This is a genomic window from Mycobacterium sp. RTGN5 (genome assembly GCF_033804465.1).
Taxonomy (GTDB): domain Bacteria; phylum Actinomycetota; class Actinomycetes; order Mycobacteriales; family Mycobacteriaceae; genus Mycobacterium.
The window spans coordinates 626,725-648,599 of record NZ_JAPZLA010000002.1; the positions used below are offsets into that span (position 1 = coordinate 626,725).

Below are 21,875 nucleotides of genomic sequence, written 5' to 3' on the forward strand. Positions count from 1 at the left end.
GCTCAGTTCTGCCGGGGCGGCAGCGCGGCCACCATCGGGGTGTCCACGCCAACCGGGCCGAGCTCATAGGCCCCGCCCGGGTTCCCGATCGGGGCGTCGCGGCCCGGCAGGATTTCGCTGAAGAAGGCGGCGTTGTCGGCGAGGAACTTCGTCTCGTTTTCAGGCAGGTCGCTATCGAAGTAGATGGCGTCGACCTCGCAGAGGATCGTGCAGGCACCGCATTCCACGCATTCGGTGGGATTGATGTACATGGTGCGGTCGCCCTCGTAAATGCAGTCGACCGGGCATTCCTTCACGCAGGCCTTGTGCTTGATATCGACACACGCACTGCTGATCACGTAGGTCATGTCCGCAGCTTATCTGTGACTCGGCGTACCACACACGAGGGAGAAGGCCCCCGGAACAGGGACCAAAGTCCCCGGCTGGCGGGGACTCGATCGCACTCAGCGCACTGTGGCGGTGACGTCGACCCAACCGGTCGGGTCGGTCCGATGGTCGGTGGTGTCCCGGCATTCGCCGTAGATCTGCATCGTGGCTCGGTCGGTCTGGTCGGTATTGCGGAAGTAGATGGCGGTCACGCCGTCGCGGGTGAAGGCCCGGCCACCGGGGTGACGGTTCGGCGGCATCGCCTCGGTCCAGCCCTTGGCCGTCATCGCCGCCGCGATCGACCCGAAGTACTCCCGCGTGGCCATGACGCCCGGCACATCGAAGTTGAGGTAGACCGCGCCCTGGTAGGGCGGTTCGTCGGCGTTCTTGCACGACATCAGCAGATAGCTTGCGCTGACACCCTTCAGGTTGCCGGCGATCTCCCGGGCCGGCTCGAGGACTTGGCGTTTGGCCTGCTCGTCGGTCAGCGGATGCGCGACCGGATCGACCGCCTCACCGCGCAGATCCCGAAACCGGTGCATCACAACGAAACTCAGCCCGAACACCAGACTGACGAGCAGTGCGGCTGCGATGAGCAGCACTGCGGGTTTGGAGCGAAGGCCGGTCGCGGCAGACATCAGATCAGGACAACGGCGTGCAGCTGTAGGGCCGTTGATCGAAGAAGTGCACGGCGGGCATGCCGTCGACGTAGGTGTATTCCACGCCAGGACCCCAGGTGGTGCCGGGGACCACCCACGGCGGGACACCGGCCGGGTAGGCGACGGTGATATCGGTGAAGAACGCCGCGTTGTCCGGGCAGCCGGCCCGGCCGGGCGCGGGATTCCACGCGCGCACCACGATCGGGTTGTACAGGTGCGGCCCCCGCGCGCAGTTCGGTTGGCACTGAACGGAATTGTCGGTGCTGGCGCCCGTGGCGCCGTCGGCTCCCCATGAACTCCAGGTCATGTCTTCCATGATGCTGGTGGAGTCGCATCCGTAGACCACCCGCTGCGGCTTCTCCTGCAGTGGCTGGCTCGGGTCGTAGCAGCTGCCGAACATGTACACCGTCGCGCCCGGGTCGGCCACTGCAAGGGGGCCGGGGACTCCGGGGACAAACCCCAGGCCGGACGCCATCATCGCCAGTGCCGCGCCACCGATTGACCCTGCGCGCACCATTGCATCTCCTCACCGACACTGACGACGCGCGCATGCTAACACCCAGGTAAGGACCAATGGCCCTACGAGATGTGGGCCTTCGACTCGCGACGCCACCAGGGCAGAGCCCATAACGTCAACGTCGACATCGTGTTTGTGGCGCACACCGGGGGATGCGCCGAGGTGTTACCCGTTCACCCTCAGGTGGTGAGGCGAAGGGCTGGCAGCGAGCTGTCAGCCCTTGGCCAGGGTGAACTGGCAGATGTCGGTATAGCCATCGCGGAACAACTCAGCGCAGCCAGTCAGGTATTTCATGTAGCGGTCGTAGATCTCGCGCGACTGCAGGTCCACGGCCTCTTCCTCGTTGGCCTCCAGCGCCGCGGCCCACAGGTCCAGAGTGCGCGCGTAATGCAGCCGCAGCGGGTGAACCCGATTGACGTTGAAGCCCGCGCGAGCGGCGTGCTCTTCGACATCGGTCACCTTGGGCAACCGGCCGCCGGGGAAGATTTCATCCATGATGAATTTGAAGAACTTCAAGTGCCGCATCGTGATTGGCATTCCGCGCGCGGCGAAATCCTCGTCACTCGGGAGAACGATGGTGTGGAGCAACATCACTCCATCGGCGGGCAATGCCTCGTAGGCCATCTTGAAGAACGCGTTGTAGCGATCGGATCCGAAATGCTCGAACGCACCGATGGAGACGATCCGGTCGACCGGCTCGTCGAACTGCTCCCAGCCTTCCAGCAGGACCCGCTTGGACCGGGTGCTCTCGGACTCGTCGAACAGCTGTTGGACATGCAGCGCCTGGTTCTTGCTGAGCGTCAGCCCGACCACGTTGACGTCGTACTTCTCCAGGGCGCGCATCAACGTGGCGCCCCAACCGCAACCGACATCCAGCAATGTCATGCCCGGCTCGAGGCCCAGCTTGCCCAGTGACAGATCGATCTTGGCGATCTGTGCCTGCTCCAGCGTCACATCATCAGGCTCGAAGTAGGCGCAGCTGTACGTCTGGGTCCTGTCCAGGAAGAGCCGATAGAAGTCGTCGGACAGGTCGTAATGGTGCTGCACGTTGTCGAAACGCGGCTCCATGTACTGGGCTTGTTCGGCGTCAGCCGGTGTCTCTATCAAAATGGCGTCCTGTTCTTGCGTCGCACTCCGGCCCGCCCCCGCAAGACCGGCCACACTCCCCGGGTGACCTAACCCGGGTAGCCTACGTGACTCAACCGCGAAGTCCCCACTTGAGCAAACTGTGAAGCCGCTAAGGGACGACTGTTATGCGGAATTTCCGGCGGCGTCGTCCTTGCCGTAAATGGGTTTGCCTTCGTCGTCGAGCCAATCGTTGATGGCGGTACCGGTAATGGTGTTGTCGGAACCGGGCAAAACGGCGGTAGGCCGGTCCTCGTAGGACTTCATCATTTCTTTCGCCTTGGCCTTCGCACTCTCATCCGGCACCGGCTTCTCGGCCACGCCTTGCTGATCGGGGGCCTGGTCGGAAGGCCTTTCGGAGCTTGCGGGAGTGCTCACGATCGGAGTCCCTTCTCGTCCGGTAGGGCGATGTCGAGGATGGGGTAGAGCAGGTCATTGATGCTGTCGAAGGGACTGCCCAAATGTCAGCTTCACCAAACCGTGATGATCAATCCAGCAACGCGACGAGCGGCGAAAAGGCCGTCCGAGTGCCACTCGCGCCGCTTTTCAGGCAAAGTTGAGCTATGGATGCAAAGCTTCCGCTTCGCCGCGGCCGCCGGCTGATGACCGTGCTGGCGGCCCTTCTGCTGGTGCCGGGTCTGTTGGCAGGTCCCGCGCACGCCACGCCGGCGCTCCTGGGCCCGGCTCCCCTGGCGCCGCTCGACCAGTCCGCGGTGCTCGGGCTGGTCACGCCCGGCCTGGTCGACATCAACACGACGCTGAACTATCAGAGCGCCGTCGGGGCGGGCACGGGCATCGTGCTCGACCCGAATGGTGAGGTGCTGACCAACAACCACGTCATCGAGGGCGCCACCGGGATCACCGCGACCAGCTTGGCCAACGGGCGCACTTACCCCGTGGACGTCATCGGGTATGACCGCACCAGTGACATCGCCCTGGTCCGGTTGCGCGGGGCCAGTGATCTCCCGGTCGCGTCAGTGGGCACCTCGTCGGGCATCGCGGTGGGCGACCCGATCGCGGCGATCGGCAACGCGGGCGGAGCCGGTGGCGCGCCGAGCTTCTCGCCGGGCGACATCACGCAATTGGGCGCCTCGGTGCGCGCCTCCGACGAGTCCGGTGGCGGGACCCGGGAACTCACCGACCTGATCCGGGTGGCCGCCGACGTCCGGCCCGGCGACTCGGGTGGTCCGCTGGTCAACGCGGCCGGCCAGGTGGTCGGGGTCAACGTCGCCGCCACCCTGACCTACCGGATGGGCAACGTCCGCGGCGGCGAGGGCTTTGCCATTCCGATCGACCGGGCACTCGGTATCGCCAATGCGATCCGATCCGGGGGCGGCGCCGGCGTGCACATGGGTGATACCGCCTTCATCGGTGTCGGCATCGCCGACGCGAACGACGGCGGCCCCGCTGGAGCCGTTGTGCGCCAAGTACTTCCGGACACTGCCGCTCGTGGGGTCGGTCTCGCGCCTGGCGACGTCATCACGACGGTGGATGGGGTCGCCATCAATAGCGCCACCGATCTGTCCAACGTCATGGACGCCCACCACCCCGGTGACACCATCCAGCTGAACTGGGTGGACCGTGAGGGTAATCCGCGCAGCGCGCCGGTGGTGCTCGGCGCGGGGCCGGTCGGCTGATCTCAGGTGTGCAGCTCGGCCCGTAGCTGCATGAACCGGAACAGGCCGGGACGTCCCGCCACCGCTTCGTAAGCGCCCACCAACTCGCCGATGAAGTCGGCGCGCTCGGCCTCGGGGACGTGGTCGGTCCAGGCCGTGCAGCCCACCGTGCACCACGCGGTGAATTGCTCGGCGGACTCGAAATCCCACTCGCGATCGCGCACCGTCAGCGAGTCGACCCGAAGGCCGCAGCGCTGCGCCAGCTCACCGAATGCGGCAGGATCGGGATGCACGAACGGCGCGCTGAAGCCGGCGAAGTACGGGGCCCAACGGTGGCCGCGGGCCACCTGCATCGCGGTGGACTCGATGCTGGGGCGCGCACTGCCGCAGACCATCTGGATCAGGGCCCGGCCGCCCGCGCGCAGTGCCCCGGCAATACCGGCGAGCGCGTCGCCGAGCTGTGGAACCCAGTGCAGCGCATTGAACGAGACCACCATGTCGAAGCTGCTGCCGAACGGCAGCCGGCACGCGTCAGCACACACGAACACCGGCCCGGCCGGTGCCGGTGGGTCGGCCTGACCGGCGGTGGCCACCATTCTCGGCGACGCGTCGAGGCCGACGATGTACCCGCGCGGAAGGCGATCGGCGATCTCGCGGGTGAGGAAGCCGTCGCCGCAGCCGATGTCGAGCATCCACTCGCCGCCGTCGACGACGAGTTCGGCAAGGGTCTCGGCGGCCACCGTGCGTTGCAGGCTGCTGACCCGGATGTAGTCCCGGCCGCTCCAGTCCGCCACCGACACAGTTAACGTCAAGGCGGTATCGACGGCAATAGCGAGGATGGAACCCATGACCACTGCCCTGGCGCGCGGCGCCGCAACGATGATGACGATGCTCGCCATCGCGACGGCCGCACCGGCGCGGGCTGATTCACCCGAACCGCTCTACAACCTGGTCGACGCTGCGGCGCAGCGCTTGCAGACCGCTGATGCGGTGGCGGCCAACAAGTGGCTGACCGGCGGCCCGATCACCGACCCCGCCCGCGTCAAGGTGGTGTTGGATGCGGTATCCAAAGACGCCGAAACTCGTGGTGTGACAACCGATTACGCCACCAGTGCGTTCACCAATCAGATCAACGCCACCGAGGCGATCGAGTACGCCCGGTTCGCCGGCTGGAAGTTCGACCCGGCCAGTGCGCCGAGTACGGCGCCGGACCTGTCGGCGTCCCGGTCGGTCATCGACGGGCTCAACCACCAGATCGTCGAGCAGTTCTCGGTGCAGTGGCCGCTACTGAACTCCCCGGGCTGCGGTCCCGCGCTGGCCGCGGCCAAGGGCGTCGTCGCCGGCGAGCGGCAGTTCGACGATCTGTACCGCACGGCGCTGGACGTCGCCACCCGGTCATACTGTCCCGCAAGCTAATTCGCGGGGTGCGGATTGCCGAGATACGGGAAGACGTCGAGTGTGTCGGTGTGCGGAGCGAGCCCACTGGGTGGGCAGTCACCTTTGGTCAGGAACGCCAGCCGGTAGTCGATGACATCGTCGGTGAACACCCGGCCGTTGGGGTATTTCGCCGGCTTGGCCGGGTCGAAGTGGAGCATGTCGGGCAGGGTGCCCTCGCGGTCGATCTCCGCGACGGCTTCCTCGTCGCTGTAGCCGCCGGTGTGCCCCATCAGGTGGACGAACTGTGCCGTCCAACGGTCCCGGTCGTTGACCGGCACGCTGGCGTTGTACTCGAGTTTGGTGTCGTCGGTGTTGAAGAAACTGCTCACCGACGGGTGACCGGCGCGGTCGACGTGGTTCAGTTCGCCGTCCTGCTTCAGGCTGCACCGGCCCCAGATCCGGATGTCGGGGTTGGCGCCGAGTTCGGCGGTCGGCAGTTCGATCGCGATCGAGAACACGTTGGCGCTCAGATTGGAGTCGACGCCGGTCCACGGTGACGTGCCGCCGAGGTGCGGCGCGGTGAAGTTGCGACCGCCGGTGATGTCGAACAGGTTCTTGATGCCGTCGAAGTCGAAGAAGAAAGCGTCGCTGCGCGTACCCGCGGCGAACGTGTAGTCCCCGGACTGATGGACGTTGGCGGTCGGGCCGAATGACACCTCGACAGCGTCGAAGATCTTCTCGCCCACCGGAAGTGGTGATTCCGCCTCGTCGCCGACGACCTTGAACACATCGACGGTCTGGCGCCCGTCCTCGGGTGTCGAGAAGATGAAGCTGAAGGCGATGTTGTTGAGCAGATCCCCGTCGTTGTCGACCGCCAGCCGGTAGATGGCGTCGGGGTGCAGCGCATCGGCGTTCGGGTTGGCGTTGAGGATCAGCACCGTGCGGGTCGGGTCGGCGGGAGCCTGAAACGCATACAGGTCGCACAGATCCAGTCGCTGATCGCCCAGTGGCGGGCCGAGATTCAGGCCGGTGAAATGATTCGACATCGCAAAACTCCTCGGCCACGGGACGTTCGGTATGACATACCTGAGCGGTACTCTGCCGGATCAATTCTGCCGGGGCAACAACTCGTCGATGAAACGGTCGATGAACTCGTCAGTCGGGGTGTCGCCGACGGGCCGGATGACGAACTTGCTGAGCCCCGCGGCGATGAGACCGTCGATCTGCCGGTGCAATTGCGACCAGTCCCCTGCGACGAGTTCGGCCGGATCGACGTCGGGTCTGCGGGTGCGGATGGCGGCGGCGATCTCGTCGCGCAGGCCACCGTCGGCGACACCGAGGCTCAGGCCAAAGTGATCCGGTTCGATCGCACGGCCGGCCTCGGCGGCGGCGGCCTCGATGCTCTCCCTGGCGACACGCGCCTCGGCCGGGGTGAGGAAGCTGCCGAGCCAGCCGTCGGCGAGGCGCCCGATCCGGCGGAACGCCGCCGGCGCTGACCCACCGAGCCAGACGTCGACCGGTACCGGTGGGCGGATGCCCAGCGACACGGCGGTGAGCGCAAAGAACTGGCCGGAGAAGGTCACCTCGTCACCGGTGAGCAGCGCGCGCAGCACTTCCAGTGACTCGTCGAACACCGCGGCGCGCTGGCCGTCGGGGACGGGAAACAGATCCCATTCCGCCGGTGACGCCGGCCGCAGGCCGAACGCGGGCAGCACCCGTTTGGGGCCGAGGGTGGCCAGCGATACCAACGCTTTGGCGACCAGGACCGGGTTGCGGCCGGGCAACACCGCCACCGATGTGCCGACCTTGAGGCGCTCGGTCCGGCCCAGCGTGTAGGCCATGCCCGCGAAGGGGTCGACGGATGGGGTGTAGACCAATTCCGAGAACCAGATTGAGTCGACGCCGGCGGACTCCAGCCGGTCGACGATGCCACCCAGTTCTTCGACTGTGGATCCCAAACTCACGCCGAACCGAATCTTCACGTCGCTCACCCCCGCCACGGTAGCCCTGCCGGAGATCACGACACAGCCACGGATGTGCACGGTTTCGGGGGTTGCGAACCTTAACCTATGGGTGTGACGCATGTTACGGATGTGGCTTCTGGGACCGGCAAGTGGCCGAGGTAACCCGGCGCCAGTTCGTGATCGGACTGCTGGCTTCGGCCAGCCTCGTCGGGACGTCGAGCGCGATCGCGATGTCCCAGACCAATTCGCCGGCGGCAGGTGTCAAGGCTCCCCCGCCGCCGATCGGGGCGGCGCCGCTGCTACCCCCACCCCCGCCGACGGACCGGGTGCCACTGCCCGGCGGCGGTGAGCTCACCAAGCTGCCCGGCAAGGGCGACCTGCTGGCACTCACCGTCGACGACGGGGTGAGCTCCGAGGTGGTCCGGCTCTACACCCAACTCGCCAAGGACACCGGAATCCGGCTGACGTTCTTCGTCAACGGCGTCTACGACTCCTGGCGCGACAACGCCGCGCTGCTACGCCCGCTGGTCGACTCCGGCCAGATCCAACTCGGCAACCACACCTGGTCGCACCCCGACCTGACGACGCTGCCCAAGGATCAGGTTGCCGACCAACTGCGGCGCAACGATCAGTTCCTGCGCAACACGTTCGGTGCCGACGCCACACCGTATTTCCGGCCGCCGTACGGCAGCCACAACGATGACGTGGACAGTGTCGCCGCCGATATGGGGTACCGGGTTCCGACGTTGTGGGCGGGATCGCTGGCCGACTCCACGCCGGTCGCCGAGGACTTCATCGTCAAGATGGCCGACCAGTACTTCATCCAGCAGGCCATCGTGATCGGCCACCTCAACCATCTGCCGGTCACTCACGTCTACCCCGCGCTGGTGGACATCATCCGGTCACGCAATCTGCGCACGGTCACACTCAACGACGTTTTCCTGCAGCCGGAGATCCCGCACGTCACCTCGGCGTAGATTCCCAGTCATGGAAGGCTCCGTGACCGTGCACATTGCTGCACCGGCAGACAAGATCTGGAATCTCATCGCCGACATCACCAAGACCGGCGAGTTTTCGCCCGAGGTGTTCGAGTCCGAATGGCTCGGCGGCGCCACCGGACCGGCACTGGGGGCGAAGTTCCGCGGCCACGTCCGCCGCAACGAGATCGGGCCGGTGTACTGGACCACCTGCCGTGTCACCGCCTGCGAGCCGGGACGCGAATTCGGGTTCGCCGTCCTGGCCGGCGATCGTGCGCTCAACAACTGGCACTACCGTCTCGATGCAAAAGGCGACGGCACCGACGTGACGGAATCGTTCCGGCTCGCCAAGTCTGCGCCGATGCGGGTGTTCTGGTTGTTCGGCGGATATCTGCGGGGCCGGCGCAACCGGCGGGACATGCGCACGACGCTTGAACGAATCAAGAAAGTCGTTGAGAACGACTGAATCTCGGCCACAGCCGCCGACCCGTTTGATACAACCGGTGCATGGGTCGATGGTCACGCGAAGAAATTGAAAAGGCGTTCGAAGAACACAAGCAGGTTGTCGTCGGGATCGGCGAGAGCTGGGACTGGGGTCGGTTCGCCGACCAGTTCACCGAAGACGCCACCTATGTCGAGCACTCCTACGGAACGTTCACGGGGCGTGAAGCGATCCGCAAGTGGATCGTCGGCACCATGAACACTTTTCCTGGCACCGAGATGCCGTTCTTCCCTGCGACCTGGCATTCCATCGATGTCGACAAGGGCTGGGTGATCTGCGAATTCCAGAACCGGATGCGCGATCCCGGCGATGGAAGCATCCACGAGGAGCCGAACCTGTCGGTACTCAAGTACGCGGGTGACGGGCTGTGGAGCTATGAGGAAGATGCCTACAACCCGATGAACTTCATGCCGATGGTGAAGGGCTACATCGAGGCGTCGAAGAAGCTCGGCACCATCTCCGATGACGCGGTGACGTTCGCCAAGAACATGGGCTGGGATCTGGCCTGAGACGGCAAGTCTCACTCACCGGGATGTTTGAGTCCCGCACCGCATAACGGGATCACGACGTCGCCGTTGGCGAGCCGTTCGCGGACGAGCTGCCAGCCCGGCCCCGTTCGGTTCGGGGCGCCTGCCGCCGCGGCGTAACAGACTGCCGCCGTGGGCTCCACGAAAAGGCCTTCGCTTCGTGCCAACGCCCGGCGCCCGGCAATGACGGCGTCGTCGTCGACGGTGACGATCGTGCCCCCGGAGGCCCGCACGGCGGCCAGGATCTGATCGGCGCGCGGCGGTGCGGTGATCGCAATGCCTTCGGCCACCGTTGGCGCGGTGGGGTACTCGGTGCCCTGCCACGCAGCGGCCAGCGGTGCGCAGCCGGCCGCCTGGACTGCCAGTAGTGCCGGCAGCCGCTCGGCCAGTCCGGCCGCGACCAGCTCGCTGAACGCCAGATAGCAGCCCAGCAGCAGTGTCCCGTTACCGACCGGGACCAGCACCGCCGAGGGCAGCGTCTCGCCGCTTTGGCGCCAGATCTCGTAGCCGTAGGCCTTCACTCCGTGCATGAAATACGGGTGATAAACGTGACTGGCATAGAACACCCCGGGCCGATCGGCGATCCGCGCGGCCGCCGCGGCGGCATCGGCACGACTGCCAGGGACCAGGTTCAGCTCGGCGCCGTGGGCCCGGATCTGTGCGAGTTTCTCCGGCGAGGTCGACGCCGGTACGAGCACCTCGCAGTCGATGCCGGCCCTGGCGAAATACGCAGCCGCCGCCGTGCCGGCATTGCCACTGCTGTCGACCACGGCTTTCCCGACCCGAAGCTGTGCGGCCAGCGAAGCCAAGACCGCCGCTCCGCGATCTTTGAAAGATAATGTCGGACTGAAGAATTCGAGCTTGAAGCGGACCGCGGGCAGGGTTTGGGACCGTACGAGCGGGGTGTCGCCCTCACCGAGGGTGATCGATGGGTCGACTACCGGCTGCCACTGCCCGCCGACATCGAACACCCCGCCGCAGGGGCAGCGCCACACCAGCTCCGCGACGTCGAATTCCCGTCCGCACGAACGACATACCAGTGGTGGGAGGTTCACGGCTCGATGCCTTTGCGCTCGTCGATCACGAACATGACCAGCGTGACGAACAGGACGGCGGTCGGCAGCCAGATCGCATGCACGCCCCACGCGTGGGTGGCGAAGGCGCCGACTAGCGCGCCACCGGTGAAGAACAGTGTGAGAGCGGCGTAGATGGTGAAGGCGCGCCGTGCCGTCGCGTCGTGGTCCACGAACCCGGTATAGCCCGACTCCACCAGTCGCATCAGGTTTCCGGTGGTGGCCACCGGCAGGTACACGAAGTCGCCGATAGTGCGGAATAGCCCGATCTGTATTGCCGCGACGAACGAGATCGGGACGGTCACGTAGGTGTGGGCCACCGTCGTCGGTACGAAGCCGATCACGAACAGCACGATGACCTGCAACAGCATGGTCCAGCGCATCGGATGCTTGAGGTGCCGCTCGATCCGGCCCGACTTCAGGTGGGAGGCCAGCCCGACACCGGCGATGAACGCCAGCAGCGGCCAGACATGGGCCAGCGCGCTGGTCAGCTTGCCCTGACTCATGTTGAGCGCGAAGAAGATGACGTTGGCCGTCTGCACGTTCGCGAACACCCCACCGCGGGCCACGTAGGTGTACGCGTCGAGGAACCCGTTGGCCATCGTGAGCAGCAGGCCGAACCGCACTGTCGTCGAGGTGCGCGTCATCGTGTCAGCTAGCTTGCCTGAATCCGGAAACGATGACGACCGTGGGCGACGGACTCTACTGTCGTCGGCATGGGCATCGCCACGCGAGAAAACGGTCAGACGCCACCCGAGATGGCACTCGAGGACATCAATCTGGGCACCTTCGAGTTCTGGATGCTCGACGACGCCGTTCGCGACGGCGCGTTCGCAACCCTGCGTCGCGAGGCCCCGATCAAGTTCTTCAACGAGGTCGCGATGGAGGGGATGGTGCAGGGCCAGGGCCATTGGGCGTTGACGAAGCTCGATGACGTCTTCTATGCCAGCCGCCACCCCGAGATTTTCAGTTCCTACCCCAACATCACCATCGCCGATCAGATCCCGGATGTCGCGGAATACTTTGGCTCGATGATCGCCCTTGACGATCCGCGGCATTCCCGACTGCGCAATATTGTGCGCACCGCGTTCACCCCCAAGGTCGTGGCGCGCACTGAGGAGTCGGTGCGCGAACGCGCCGAGCAGCTGGTGTCGGCGATGCTCGCCAACCATCCCGACGGCAACGCCGAACTGGTCTCGGAGCTGTCCGGGCCGCTGCCCCTTCAGGTCATCTGCGACATGATGGGCATTCCCGAAGAGGACCACGACCGGATCTTTCACTGGACCAACATCATCCTCGGTTTCGGTGACCCCGATCTGACCACCGATTTCGACGAGTTCCTCAAGGTGGCATTGGACATCGGCGCCTATGCAACCGCGCTGGCTGAGGATCGCAGGGCCAACCCCCGCGAGGATCTGACCACCGCGCTGGTGGCGGCCGAGGTCGACGGGGAACGGCTGACGTCGGCCGAGATCGCCTCGTTTTTCATCCTGCTGGCCGTCGCAGGCAACGAGACCACCCGCAACGCGATCAGCCACGGCGTGCTGGCCCTGACGCGCTACCCCGAGCAGCGCCGCATCTGGTGGGGCGACTTCGAGGCAGTCACCGACACCGCTGTCGAGGAGGTGGTGCGATGGGCATCGCCGGTGATCTACATGCGCCGCACCGTCACTCGCGACATCGAGCTCAGCGGGGTCAAGATGGCCGAGGGTGACAAGGTCACCATGTGGTACTCGTCGGCCAACCGCGACGAGGACAAGTTCACCGACCCGTGGCGCTTCGACGTGACCCGCACGCCCAATCACCATGTCGGGTTCGGCGGTGGCGGCGCGCATTTCTGCCTGGGCGCGAACCTGGCCCGCCGCGAGATCGCCGTGGTATTCGAGGAGCTGCACCGCCGGATACCGGATATTCAGGTGACCGAGGAGCCGGCCATGCTGCTCTCGGCGTTCATTCACGGGATCAAACGGCTGCCGGTCAGCTGGGGCTAGCCCTGAGGTGGTGGCGCCGGCGGTGCCGCGCTCGTAGCGTAGGTGAGCATGAGGCAACGGCTGCATTGGCTTGCGATGCACGGGGTGGTCCGCACGGTCGCCAACGTCGCGGCGCGCCGCGGTGATCCGCAAGCCCGGATGGTGGCTGACCCGGCGGTGCGCGCGGACCCGGTGCCGTTCTACACCGAGCTGCGACCGCGGGGGCCGATGATCCGCACCCGCGTTGGCTACCTCACCGTCGATCACGCCGTGGCCCATGAGTTGTTGCGCTCCGACGATTTCCGGGTGATCGTGCTCGGCGGCAATCTGCCTGCGCCGGTGCGCTGGCTGGAGCGGCGAACCCGCGACGATCTGCTGCACCCGCTGCGCCCGCCGTCGCTGTTGGCGGTCGAGCCACCCGAGCACACCCGCTACCGCAAGACCGTCTCGTCGGTGTTCACCAGCCGTGCGGTGAGCGCGTTACGCGATCGGGTCGAGGACAGCGCCGCCGAGTTGCTCGACGGGCTGGCCGCCGGTCCCGGCGTCGTCGACATCGTCGAGCGGTATTGCTCGCAACTGCCGGTCGCGGTGATCGGCGACATCCTCGGTGTGCCCGACGCCGACCGGCCGCGCATTCTGGAGTTCGGTGAGCTTGCCGCTCCGAGTCTCGACGTCGGCCTGTCCTGGCCGCAATACCGGCGAGTGCAGCACGGTCTGGCCGGGTTCAACCGCTGGCTTTCGGCGCACCTGCGGCACCTGCGCGAGCATCCCGGCGACGACTTGATGAGCCAGCTGATCGCGGCATCCGAGGACGGCGCGCACCTGAACGAGGCCGAGCTGCAGGGCGTCGCCGGACTGGTGCTCGCCGCGGGGTTCGAGACCACGGTGAACTTGCTGGGCAGCGGAATTCGGCTGTTGCTTGGGTCCCCCGACCAGCTTGCCCGGCTGGCCGCGGATCCGTCGTTGTGGAGCAACGGCGTCGAGGAGATTCTGCGGCTGGAGTCGCCGGTGCAACTCTCAGCCCGGGTGGCGCTCACCGATACCGAGGTGGCGGGCACACCGGTGAAGGCCGGCGAGATGGTGGTGATCTATCTGGCTGCCGCCAACCGCGACCCCGCGGTGTTCGAGGATCCGGACCGCTTCGATGTCGGCCGATCCAATGCCGGTAAGCACCTTGCCTTTTCGGGCGGCAGGCATTTTTGTCTGGGGGCGGCGCTGGCACGGGCCGAGGGTGAGGTCGGGCTGCGCCGGTTCTTCTCGCACTTCCCCGAGGTGCAGCTGGCCGGGCTCGGTAGCCGGCGCGACACCCGGGTGCTGCGCGGCTGGGCCGAGCTACCGGTCAGCCTCAACTCGGCCTCGTCCCCCGGACGCCCAAACCGACATTTCGCCGAGAAAGTGTGAGCAGATCTCGGCAAAACGTCGGGTTCGGCGAAGGCTAGGACTTGTGCTCGACGTGCTCGACCCGCGGATCGAGCGAGTCAGCCTCTGACCACTTCTCGTCCAGCTCCTCGCGTCGGGTGGATGCCACGTCGCGGTGCTTGGCGGCATTCTCCTGCAGGCGCGCAGCCTCGGCGACCTTGGCCTCGGCTTCGGCTTGGGCCGCACGGGCTTTGGCCTCGGTCTCGTCGGCCAGTGCCTCCCGGCGCTGCACCTTGACATGCTCCTGGCGGACTTCGTCACGGATCTCGTCGGCCTGCGCCGTTCGGCGGCTGATCTGGCGATTACGTCCAACCCAGACCAGCGCTCCGATGACGATCAGTGCCGCAACCACGGCGATGACAATCCACACGGTGTTCGTGGCCATCCTCGGCTCCATTCATTGAGCGGGCCGCCGATGCGGCACCGTCAATTAGCGGCGTTCCCGTCACGGCCGTGCGCCAAACCGCTCAGAGCCGTCAGCATTCCCGCGGCCGCCCGTGGCCAGGTAAATGTCTCGGCCCGCCGCCGCGCCCCGAACCGCCGCTGATGCTCGGGACGGCCCATGACGCCACTGATCGCAGTCGCGATCGCGCGGGGATCGTTATCGGCACACGCCCCGCTATCGGAGGTCAGGATCTCGGTCAGCGCCGAGGTGCGTGACACCACCGCTGGAGTTCCGCACGCCAGCGCTTCCAGTGCGGCCAGGCCGAACGTTTCATGCGGGCCGGGCGCCAATGCGACGTCGGCGGTAGCCAGCAGCGTCGCGACCGCAGTGCGGGATTCGATGAACCCGGTGAAGTCCACCGGCAACCGCGCGGCCTGCCGCTGCAGTCGGCTCCGCATGGGTCCGTCGCCTGCGATCACCAAACGGGCGTCCACACCCGAATTGCGTAGGGCGGCAAGGGCATCGATGCTGCGGTCGGCGCGCTTCTCCACCGACAGCCGGCCGCAGTGCACCAGCAGCGTCTGTTCAGGAGCGGCCCAGCGGCTACGGGTGAGCGTGCAGAACCGGTTGGGGTGAAACATGTCGAGGTCCACACCCAGCGGCACCGTCATCACGTTGGTGGCGCCGATCCGGTCGAACTCTTCACGGGCAAAGCTGGTGGTGCACAGCACCGTGTCGTACATGGCCGCGGTCCGGCGGTTGGCCATGTCCGCGATCCGGCGAGCCAGCCACGTTGGCATGATCTGGCCGGTCAGCCGGTCGAGGCGCTCATGGGAGATCATCACCGTCGTGACGCCCTGCCGTGCTCCCCACCGGCCCAGGGACCGCAGGGTGAACCGGTCGGACACCTCGATCGCGTCGGGCGCCAGCTGCTCCAGCAATGCGGTCACCGGTGCGGGCATCACCGCGCGGTATCCCCCGGTGAACGGAATCTGCCTGGCGGGCATAGTTATTCGCGTGACACCGCTGGGCAGTTCGGTGTGGGCCGCGCCGGACCCCGGAACAATCAGGAAGACTTCGTGTCCGGCGGCGCAGTATTCGGCGCCGAGCCGGTCGACGGCGGTGCGCAGGCCACCCGATCGGGGACCGTAGAAGTTCGCGACTTGCGCGACCCTCATCATGGCCGTATCTGAACCCGTGCCGGTGTGCGCATGGCGACGCCCGCCCCTCGGTGTCCTGAACACGCGGTGAACAGCCACAACTGGACTACCGTTGGTCACGTGCAGATTTCGGCAGTGTTCCAGGCGGCGGCGCGCGCGTTCAACCGGGGTGCCACCACCCTGATCACCTCACCGACGTGGGGCCGCGTCATCGGACTGGGGCTGACCACAATCCGCTACACGGGCCGCCGCAGTGGCCGCACCGTCGAGCTGCCGGTCGGGTATCGCCGCAAAGGCGGGGACATCCTGATCGGGGTGGCCATGCCCGACGGCAAGAAATGGTGGCGGAACTTCACCGGTGAGGGCGCCCCGCTGACCATCCTGCTTGCCGGCACCGAGCGACCCGGTCACGCCGTCGCGACCAGGGACGCCCGTGGCCGCGTGACGGTCACGGTTCGTCTTGCGCCGAGATCGACGTAATGGCGCGATTTACTCGCACTTTCGCGGCCAAACGTCGGTTTGGGCGTAACCGAGGCCGCTAAAGGTTCCGAGAAAACCAGTCCTGCAAGCGAGTCCACGCATCGGCGGCCGCGACCGGGTTGTAGCGCGGCCCGCTGTCGTTGAAGAACGCGTGGTCGGCGTCGGGTTCGACGACGAGGTTGTTGACCGCACCGGCTTGATCCAGCGCTGCCTTGGCGGCCGGCTCGGACGAGGTGACGCGTTGGTCGAGCGCGCCGTACAGGCCGAGCACGGCGGTGTTCTTCGACCCGGCGAAGTCTGGATTGTCGGGCAGCGGACCGTAGAACGGCACCGCCGCCGCCAGCCGTGGCTCACCGGCGGCCAGCAGCCGCCACACCAGCCCACCGCCGAAGCAGAAGCCGACGACCGCCAGCTTCTGGCCCGGCGATCGGCGCGCCAGTTCGTCGAGACCGGATTTGAGATCGGCGATGAACCGCTCAGGCGGGATATTGCCTAACGCGGCGGTCGCCGCAGCCGGGTCGGTGAAGGTAGCGGTGCCACCTTCCTCGGAGAGCAGGTCGATGGCCAGTGCCGAATAGCCGATTCCGGCCAACCGGCCGGCGACCGAACTCACCCAGTCGTTGAGGCCCTTGTTCTCGTGGATGACAAGCACGGCTCCGCGCGGTGTGGCGGCCTGCGCCCAGCTGCCCTGCAGTTGCCCCTTCGGCCCCGTCCAGGTGATCGGTGTGGTCGGAAGCGCGCTGGCCATCCCCGGCGGCGGTGAGGCCGACGTCGGCGCGGACGGTGATGGCGACGGTGAGGACGCCGCGGTCTTGGGTTTGTCGGTGGCGCATGCGGCGATCAACGCGCCGGCCGCGGTGGTACTCACGCCAAGCAATGCCAGGCGCCGCAGTGCTTCTCTGCGGCTCAGCAGGCCGTCGACGTGATCGGTGGCGATCTCTTCGGCGATGTAACGCTGTAGTGGAGTCACCCACGCGAGTATGCGCCAGTTGGGTAAGCGTGAGCTGTAGGCATGATCGTCAAGGGAGGTGGTCGGCATGGCAGAAAACCAGGTACTACCCGGTTCTGAGGCGTTCGAACGGGTGGTCGCGCTGCTGGACTATCCGATGTTCGTCGTGACGACCCGGGTCGGCGATGAGCGTGCCGGCTGCCTGGTCGGGTTCAGCAGCCAGGTGTCGATCAACCCGCCGCGCTTTCTGGTCGGGCTGTCCAAGCGCAACCACACCTACCGGGTCGCCACGGACGGCGCGACGCACCTGGCCGTACACCTGCTGGCCAAAGGACATCGGGAACTCGCACGGCTGTTCGGCGGCCAGACCGGTGACCAGATCGACAAGTTCAGTCGCTGCGAGTGGTCCGACGGCCCGGAGGGGCTGCCGATCCTGACCGACGCCGCCGCCTGGTTCGTCGGCCGCATCCTCGATCGGTTCGATCTGGGCGATCACGTCGGGCACCTGACCGAGCCGATAGCCGGCGCTGCACCCGACCAGTTCGGAGACCTGGTCACGTTCGCCGACGTCAAAGACCTGGAGCCGGGCCACGAGGCCTGACTAGCCTGGGGCTGTGGCGTCGACCGACCGACTGAAGGACCGGATTGCTGTGGTGGCCGGCGCAACCCGCGGCGCCGGCCGCGGAATCGCTGCCGCACTGGGCGAGGCCGGGGCAACCGTCATCTGCACCGGCCGGAGCAGCATGACCGGCCGGGGCGGATCCGACTACGACCGACCCGAAACCATCGAAGGCACCGCCAAAATCGTCGATGAGCTGGGCGGAACCGGCGTGGCCATTCAAGTCGACCACCTAGCCCCCGACCAGGTGCGGGGGCTGGCCGAACGGATCCGGGTCGACTACGGCCGGATCGACGTACTGGTTAACGACATCTGGGGGGCCGAGATTCTCAAGGGTCCCCCACCGACGTGGAATCGCCCGATCTGGGAACACGACATCGACGACGGGCTGCGCATCCTTCGTCTTGGCATCGATACCCACCTGATCACCTCGCACGCCCTACTCCCGCTCCGGGTTATGCGGCCAGGGGGTCTGCTCGTCGAAATCACCGATGGCACAGCCGAATACAACGCGCGCAACTATCGGCTGTCGGCGTTCTATGACTCGGTGAAATCCGCGGTCAACCGGATGGCCTACGCGCTCGGACACGAGCTGACGCCCTACGGCGCGACCGCCGTGGCGGTCACACCGGGGTGGCTGCGCTCGGAGATGATGCTCGAGAACTACCGCGTCGGCGAGCAGAACTGGCAACAGGCGCTGCAACCGGATCGTGCCGACGGAGGACCGACCGCGCCGCCGGGCTTCGCCGAGTCGGAGTCGCCACGCTACGTCGGCCGGGCGGTCGCCGCGATCGCGGCGGATGGGCATCGATCGCGCTGGCATCAGCGCTCGGTCACCGCCGCTGAGCTGGCCCGCGAGTACGGCTTCACCGATATCGACGGCCGGCAGCCGGACTCTTGGTCGCACCCTGAGTAAACAGATCCAAGAAAGTGTCCACTAAATCGTTGACACCTGTCCTGGCGAACGGTTCTATTGACGCTCGTGAGCTACGACACGATCATCCGCAACGGCCGCTGGTTCGACGGGACGGGTGCACCCTCCGGAATCCGGGACATCGGCATCCGGGACGGGCGCGTCGCCGTCGTCAGCCTGCGTCCGCTCGACGTGACCGGCTGCGCCGACGTCGTCGACGCAGGCGGCAAGTGGGTGCTGCCGGGAATGGTCGACATCCACACCCACTACGACGTCGAGGTGCTGGGCGGCCCCGGTCTGACGGAGTCGGTGCGCCACGGCGTCACCACCATCTTTATCGGCTCCTGCTCGCTGTCGACCATCCACGTCGATGGCAGTGAGGCCGGCGATCTGTTCGGCCGGGTCGAGGCGATCCCCCGCGAACACGTCATCGCCGCCGTCGACGGCGCCAAGACGTGGAAGACCGCCGAGCAATATGTCCAGGCATTAGAGGCGCGGGCGCTTGGCCCGAACATCGCGGCCTTCATCGGTCACTCGGATATGCGCACCGCCGTCATGGGATTGGACCGCGCCACCCAGAAAGATGCGCGCCCCAACGCAAGTCAGCAGTTCGAGATGGAACGGATGCTCGCCGAGGCGCTAGACGCCGGCTTCGTCGGGATGTCCTCGATGCAGCTGCTGTTCGACAAGATCGACGGTGAGACCTGCCGCTCGCGCACGCTGCCGTCGACCTACGCCAAGCCGCGCGAGCTGCGCCGGCTCAAGGCGCTGCTGCGCAAGCGCGGCCGGGTTCTGCAGTCCGGTCCGGACATCCAGAACCCGATGAATCTCGTATCCCAAGTGGCACAATCACTTCCGGTTCTGCGGGACAAGCTCAAGACCAGTCTGCTGTCGGCGGCCGACGTCAAGTCCAACCCCTACGCCATCTGGCTCTTGGGCCCGCTTGCCAAGGCGGCCAACAAGTTCGGCGGAGATTTCCGCTGGCAACACCTGCCGGTTCCGTTCGAGGTCTACGCCGACGGTATCGACCTGGTGGTGTTCGAGGAGTTCGGCTCGGGAGCCGCCGCGCTTCATCTGCGTGACGAGGTCGAGCGCAACGCGCTGCTCGCCGACGAGAACTACCGGCGCCAGTTCCGTAAGGACTACGAGACCAAGTACGGGGTGCGGGTCTGGCAGCGCGACTTCTTCGACGCCGAGATCGTCGGCTGCCCTGATGAATCCGTGGTCGGCAAGTCCTTCGGACAGGTCGGCGCGGATCGTGGCGGGGTGCATCCGGTTGATGCGTTCCTGGACCTCGTACTCGAGCACGGCACCAAGCTGCGTTGGCGCACCACCATCTCCAACCACCGCCCCGAGGTGCTCAAGAAGCTGGCCAAGGACCCCGGCATTCAGATGGGCTTCTCCGATGCGGGTGCGCACCTGCGCAATATGGCGTTCTACAACTACGGACTGCGGCTGCTGCGCCACGTGCGCGACGCTCAGCGCAGCGGACGTTCGTTCATGTCCGTCGAGCAGGCGGTGCATCGGATGACCGGCGAGCTGGCCGACTGGTATCAGATCGACGCCGGCCACCTGCGCGTCGGTGACCGCGCCGATCTCGTGGTGGTGAACCCCAATCACCTAGACAGCCACCTCGACGACTACGCCGAGCAATCCGTCGAGCAGTACGGGGGCCTGTCCCGGATGGTCAACCGCAACAACGACGCTGTCGAGCTGGTGCTGATCGGTGGACGTGCGGTGGTCCGCAACGGCGAACCGACCGATGTGCTCGGTGCGCAACGCACCGGAAGTTTCCTGCGGGTGGGCCGGACGACGCCGGCGCCGGCAACGACACCGGCAACGACGACAACGACGGAATCGGAGCTGGCCCATGTCAATTGACACCTCGGCAGTACCCACTGAGGTCGCCCAGACCGTGCTGGGTATGTGGAAGGCGCTGTCCAATCGTGACTGGGAGACGCTCAAGACGTTCCTGTCCGACGACTGCATCTATGTCGACATGCCGGTCGGTCCGATCGCGGCCGCGCGGGGTCCCGAGGACATCGTCAAGCGGCTGAAGATCGGGCTGGAGCCGTTGGCCGGCTACGAGAACCACGACGGTGTTCTGGTCAGCAATGGCGTCGACACGATGTACGAACACTCCGAGACGTGGACGTTCAAGACCGGCGAGCAGGGCGTGCTGAACTTTGTCACGGTGCACAAGGTCGAGGGCGGCAAAATCACGTTGTGGAAGGACTACTGGGACATGAACGGGCTGACGGGCTTCGCCCCGCCCACCTGGCTTGAGGACCTTGCCCAGGCCGACATGTCGTGGATGTTCGACGCCACCGGGTTGATCTGAGACTCAGGGCTTATTGGTCGGGCGCGTCTTCGTCCGCGCCGTGCGGCGCTGCTGCACCGCACGGAAGGAGGCGACGTAATCGACGGCAGCCGTGGCGATGTACCGGAACGGATCAGGACTGCCCGTCGCGTGCGTGAGCATGGTGCCCCCTTGGTGAGCGATGACCAAGACGGCGGACAGGTGACGGGCGTCGGCCGTGTCGATCAACTCACCGCTCTCAATCATGCGGGTCAGACCGGCATGGAACAGCTCCAACCAGCGGTCGTACCCGGAGGCTAGATCGTCGAGCACCCCCTCGTCCGCTTCCAGGAGTTCCCCGGCGAGTGATCCGTACACACACCCGCCGCGCAGGTACACGGTGTCGATATCGGCGATACACGCCTGCGCCCAGGTCTGCAGGGCTGTGATGCTCGACAGCTGGCCGAGCTCCGGTCTGGTGTGCCATGCGACCACGTCGTCGGTGCGGGCGGCGATCACCTGACGGGTCAGATCGCGCTTGTCCGCGAAATAGTGAGCCAACTGCGAGCCGCTTGCACCAACGGCTGTCCGGACGTCGTCCAGGCTTGTGCCGTTGACACCTCGATCGAAGATCAATTCTGCGGCGCCTCGGACGATGCGGGCGCGGGTGGCCAACCCCTTACCCGTGAAGCGGGGAGGACCGGATTCGTCAGACTGCTGTGGTGGTGTCGGGCGGCGGCGCGGCCGCCGCGCTTTACGCACGACCCGTTCTGCTGGGTCGGCGGCGAATAGACGCAGGTAGTTCACCAGGAAGCGGACGGTGTCGGCCAGCGGCCATTCTTGTCGGTAGGCGAACGTCAGGCTTCCCGAGCCTTGATGACCGGCGACGAAGATGTTGGCCAACTGGCGAGGATCTGCGGCGGGCACCAGCGTGCCGCTATCTCTCATTCGGCTGAAAGACTGTTCCAGCAGGTCGAT

The 21,875-nt window shown here is 66.3% G+C and carries 26 protein-coding genes; 12 read left to right on the forward strand and 14 right to left on the reverse strand.

Annotated features, from left to right (window positions below; all coding sequences use genetic code 11):
* Positions 1-2: 2 nt before the first annotated feature.
* The 5 genes from fdxA to SLQ31_RS15740 form a co-directional block, all read right to left on the reverse strand.
* Positions 3-347 (reverse strand): ferredoxin, encoded by a 345-nt coding sequence (gene fdxA / locus SLQ31_RS15720; RefSeq protein ID WP_319434169.1) that lies wholly within the window; start codon positions 345-347, stop codon positions 3-5.
* A gap of 96 nt (positions 348-443) precedes the next feature.
* Positions 444-1,004: a hypothetical protein gene (locus SLQ31_RS15725; RefSeq protein ID WP_319434170.1), complete on the reverse strand. Its 561-nt coding sequence runs from the start codon at positions 1,002-1,004 to the stop codon at positions 444-446.
* A 4-nt stretch (positions 1,005-1,008) separates the two neighbouring features.
* A complete protein-coding gene (locus SLQ31_RS15730) occupies positions 1,009-1,542 on the reverse strand; it encodes a hypothetical protein (protein WP_319434173.1) in 534 nt (177 codons plus the stop codon).
* Between the two features lie 213 nt (positions 1,543-1,755).
* A complete protein-coding gene (locus SLQ31_RS15735; protein WP_319434174.1) occupies positions 1,756-2,610 on the reverse strand; it encodes a cyclopropane mycolic acid synthase family methyltransferase in 855 nt (284 codons plus the stop codon).
* A 183-nt stretch (positions 2,611-2,793) separates the two neighbouring features.
* Positions 2,794-3,045: a hypothetical protein gene (locus tag SLQ31_RS15740; RefSeq protein ID WP_319434176.1), complete on the reverse strand. Its 252-nt coding sequence runs from the start codon at positions 3,043-3,045 to the stop codon at positions 2,794-2,796.
* A gap of 185 nt (positions 3,046-3,230) precedes the next feature.
* Here SLQ31_RS15740 and SLQ31_RS15745 point away from each other — a divergent pair, with 185 nt between their 5' ends.
* Positions 3,231-4,304 carry a S1C family serine protease gene (locus SLQ31_RS15745; protein ID WP_319434178.1) on the forward strand — a complete coding sequence of 358 codons (1,074 nt, stop codon included), beginning with the start codon at positions 3,231-3,233 and terminating at the stop codon, positions 4,302-4,304.
* A 2-nt stretch (positions 4,305-4,306) separates the two neighbouring features.
* Here the strand turns inward: SLQ31_RS15745 and SLQ31_RS15750 are convergent, their stop codons facing one another.
* A complete protein-coding gene (locus tag SLQ31_RS15750) occupies positions 4,307-5,131 on the reverse strand; it encodes a methyltransferase domain-containing protein (RefSeq protein WP_319434180.1) in 825 nt (274 codons plus the stop codon).
* Between SLQ31_RS15750 and SLQ31_RS15755 the strand changes: the two genes are divergently transcribed.
* Complete coding sequence (locus SLQ31_RS15755) at positions 5,130-5,699, forward strand: chorismate mutase (RefSeq protein WP_319434182.1); 570 nt, start codon at positions 5,130-5,132, stop codon at positions 5,697-5,699. The two genes, SLQ31_RS15750 and SLQ31_RS15755, sit on opposite strands and share 2 nt — an antisense overlap.
* On the opposite strand, the gene SLQ31_RS15760 is transcribed toward SLQ31_RS15755, so the two are convergent.
* Entirely contained in the window at positions 5,696-6,706 is a 1,011-nt protein-coding gene (locus SLQ31_RS15760) for a DUF4331 family protein (RefSeq protein ID WP_319434184.1), read from the reverse strand. The genes SLQ31_RS15755 and SLQ31_RS15760 overlap by 4 nt on opposite strands.
* A gap of 60 nt (positions 6,707-6,766) precedes the next feature.
* Entirely contained in the window at positions 6,767-7,642 is an 876-nt protein-coding gene (locus SLQ31_RS15765) for a TIGR03854 family LLM class F420-dependent oxidoreductase (protein WP_319434680.1), read from the reverse strand.
* A 131-nt stretch (positions 7,643-7,773) separates the two neighbouring features.
* On the opposite strand from SLQ31_RS15765, the gene SLQ31_RS15770 reads away from it, so the two are divergent.
* From SLQ31_RS15770 to SLQ31_RS15780, 3 genes are read left to right on the forward strand one after another with little or no spacing between them, the layout of a single operon-like run.
* Positions 7,774-8,601: a polysaccharide deacetylase family protein gene (locus SLQ31_RS15770; protein ID WP_319434186.1), complete on the forward strand. Its 828-nt coding sequence runs from the start codon at positions 7,774-7,776 to the stop codon at positions 8,599-8,601.
* Positions 8,602-8,611: 10 nt separating this feature from the next.
* Positions 8,612-9,067 (forward strand): SRPBCC family protein, encoded by a 456-nt coding sequence (locus tag SLQ31_RS15775; protein WP_319434188.1) that lies wholly within the window; start codon positions 8,612-8,614, stop codon positions 9,065-9,067.
* 41 nt (positions 9,068-9,108) lie between these two features.
* Positions 9,109-9,612, forward strand: a complete 504-nt coding sequence (locus SLQ31_RS15780) for a nuclear transport factor 2 family protein (protein WP_319434189.1) — start codon at positions 9,109-9,111, stop codon at positions 9,610-9,612.
* 11 nt (positions 9,613-9,623) lie between these two features.
* Here SLQ31_RS15780 and SLQ31_RS15785 read toward each other — a convergent pair whose 3' ends face one another.
* Entirely contained in the window at positions 9,624-10,685 is a 1,062-nt protein-coding gene (locus SLQ31_RS15785; RefSeq protein ID WP_319434191.1) for a pyridoxal-phosphate dependent enzyme, read from the reverse strand.
* Entirely contained in the window at positions 10,682-11,350 is a 669-nt protein-coding gene (locus SLQ31_RS15790) for a YoaK family protein (protein ID WP_319434193.1), read from the reverse strand. The genes SLQ31_RS15785 and SLQ31_RS15790 overlap by 4 nt, the downstream gene beginning before the upstream one ends.
* A gap of 69 nt (positions 11,351-11,419) precedes the next feature.
* Here SLQ31_RS15790 and SLQ31_RS15795 point away from each other — a divergent pair, with 69 nt between their 5' ends.
* A complete protein-coding gene (locus SLQ31_RS15795; RefSeq protein WP_319434195.1) occupies positions 11,420-12,694 on the forward strand; it encodes a cytochrome P450 in 1,275 nt (424 codons plus the stop codon).
* A 48-nt stretch (positions 12,695-12,742) separates the two neighbouring features.
* Positions 12,743-14,074, forward strand: coding sequence for a cytochrome P450 (locus tag SLQ31_RS15800; RefSeq protein ID WP_319434197.1), 1,332 nt, complete (start codon positions 12,743-12,745; stop codon positions 14,072-14,074).
* A 34-nt stretch (positions 14,075-14,108) separates the two neighbouring features.
* Here the strand turns inward: SLQ31_RS15800 and SLQ31_RS15805 are convergent, their stop codons facing one another.
* Positions 14,109-14,477, reverse strand: coding sequence for a hypothetical protein (locus SLQ31_RS15805; RefSeq protein WP_319434199.1), 369 nt, complete (start codon positions 14,475-14,477; stop codon positions 14,109-14,111).
* A gap of 41 nt (positions 14,478-14,518) precedes the next feature.
* Complete coding sequence (locus tag SLQ31_RS15810) at positions 14,519-15,655, reverse strand: glycosyltransferase (protein ID WP_319434201.1); 1,137 nt, start codon at positions 15,653-15,655, stop codon at positions 14,519-14,521.
* Between the two features lie 102 nt (positions 15,656-15,757).
* Between SLQ31_RS15810 and SLQ31_RS15815 the strand changes: the two genes are divergently transcribed.
* Entirely contained in the window at positions 15,758-16,117 is a 360-nt protein-coding gene (locus SLQ31_RS15815; RefSeq protein WP_413642205.1) for a hypothetical protein, read from the forward strand.
* Between the two features lie 58 nt (positions 16,118-16,175).
* Here SLQ31_RS15815 and SLQ31_RS15820 read toward each other — a convergent pair whose 3' ends face one another.
* Positions 16,176-17,087 (reverse strand): dienelactone hydrolase family protein, encoded by a 912-nt coding sequence (locus tag SLQ31_RS15820; RefSeq protein WP_319434203.1) that lies wholly within the window; start codon positions 17,085-17,087, stop codon positions 16,176-16,178.
* A gap of 67 nt (positions 17,088-17,154) precedes the next feature.
* Between SLQ31_RS15820 and SLQ31_RS15825 the strand changes: the two genes are divergently transcribed.
* The 4 genes from SLQ31_RS15825 to SLQ31_RS15840 all read left to right on the forward strand — a co-directional run bounded on the left by SLQ31_RS15825 (position 17,155) and on the right by SLQ31_RS15840 (position 20,939).
* Positions 17,155-17,667, forward strand: coding sequence for a flavin reductase family protein (locus SLQ31_RS15825; protein ID WP_319434205.1), 513 nt, complete (start codon positions 17,155-17,157; stop codon positions 17,665-17,667).
* Positions 17,668-17,680: 13 nt separating this feature from the next.
* Entirely contained in the window at positions 17,681-18,601 is a 921-nt protein-coding gene (locus SLQ31_RS15830) for an SDR family oxidoreductase (RefSeq protein ID WP_319434207.1), read from the forward strand.
* Positions 18,602-18,667: 66 nt separating this feature from the next.
* On the forward strand, positions 18,668-20,479 hold the full coding sequence (locus SLQ31_RS15835) for an N-acyl-D-amino-acid deacylase family protein (protein WP_319434209.1): 1,812 nt from the start codon (positions 18,668-18,670) through the stop codon (positions 20,477-20,479).
* On the forward strand, positions 20,469-20,939 hold the full coding sequence (locus SLQ31_RS15840; protein WP_319434211.1) for a limonene-1,2-epoxide hydrolase family protein: 471 nt from the start codon (positions 20,469-20,471) through the stop codon (positions 20,937-20,939). The genes SLQ31_RS15835 and SLQ31_RS15840 overlap by 11 nt, the downstream gene beginning before the upstream one ends.
* A 3-nt stretch (positions 20,940-20,942) precedes the next feature.
* On the opposite strand, the gene SLQ31_RS15845 is transcribed toward SLQ31_RS15840, so the two are convergent.
* Positions 20,943-21,845, reverse strand: a complete 903-nt coding sequence (locus tag SLQ31_RS15845; RefSeq protein ID WP_413642309.1) for a TetR/AcrR family transcriptional regulator — start codon at positions 21,843-21,845, stop codon at positions 20,943-20,945.
* Positions 21,846-21,875 lie beyond the last annotated feature (30 nt).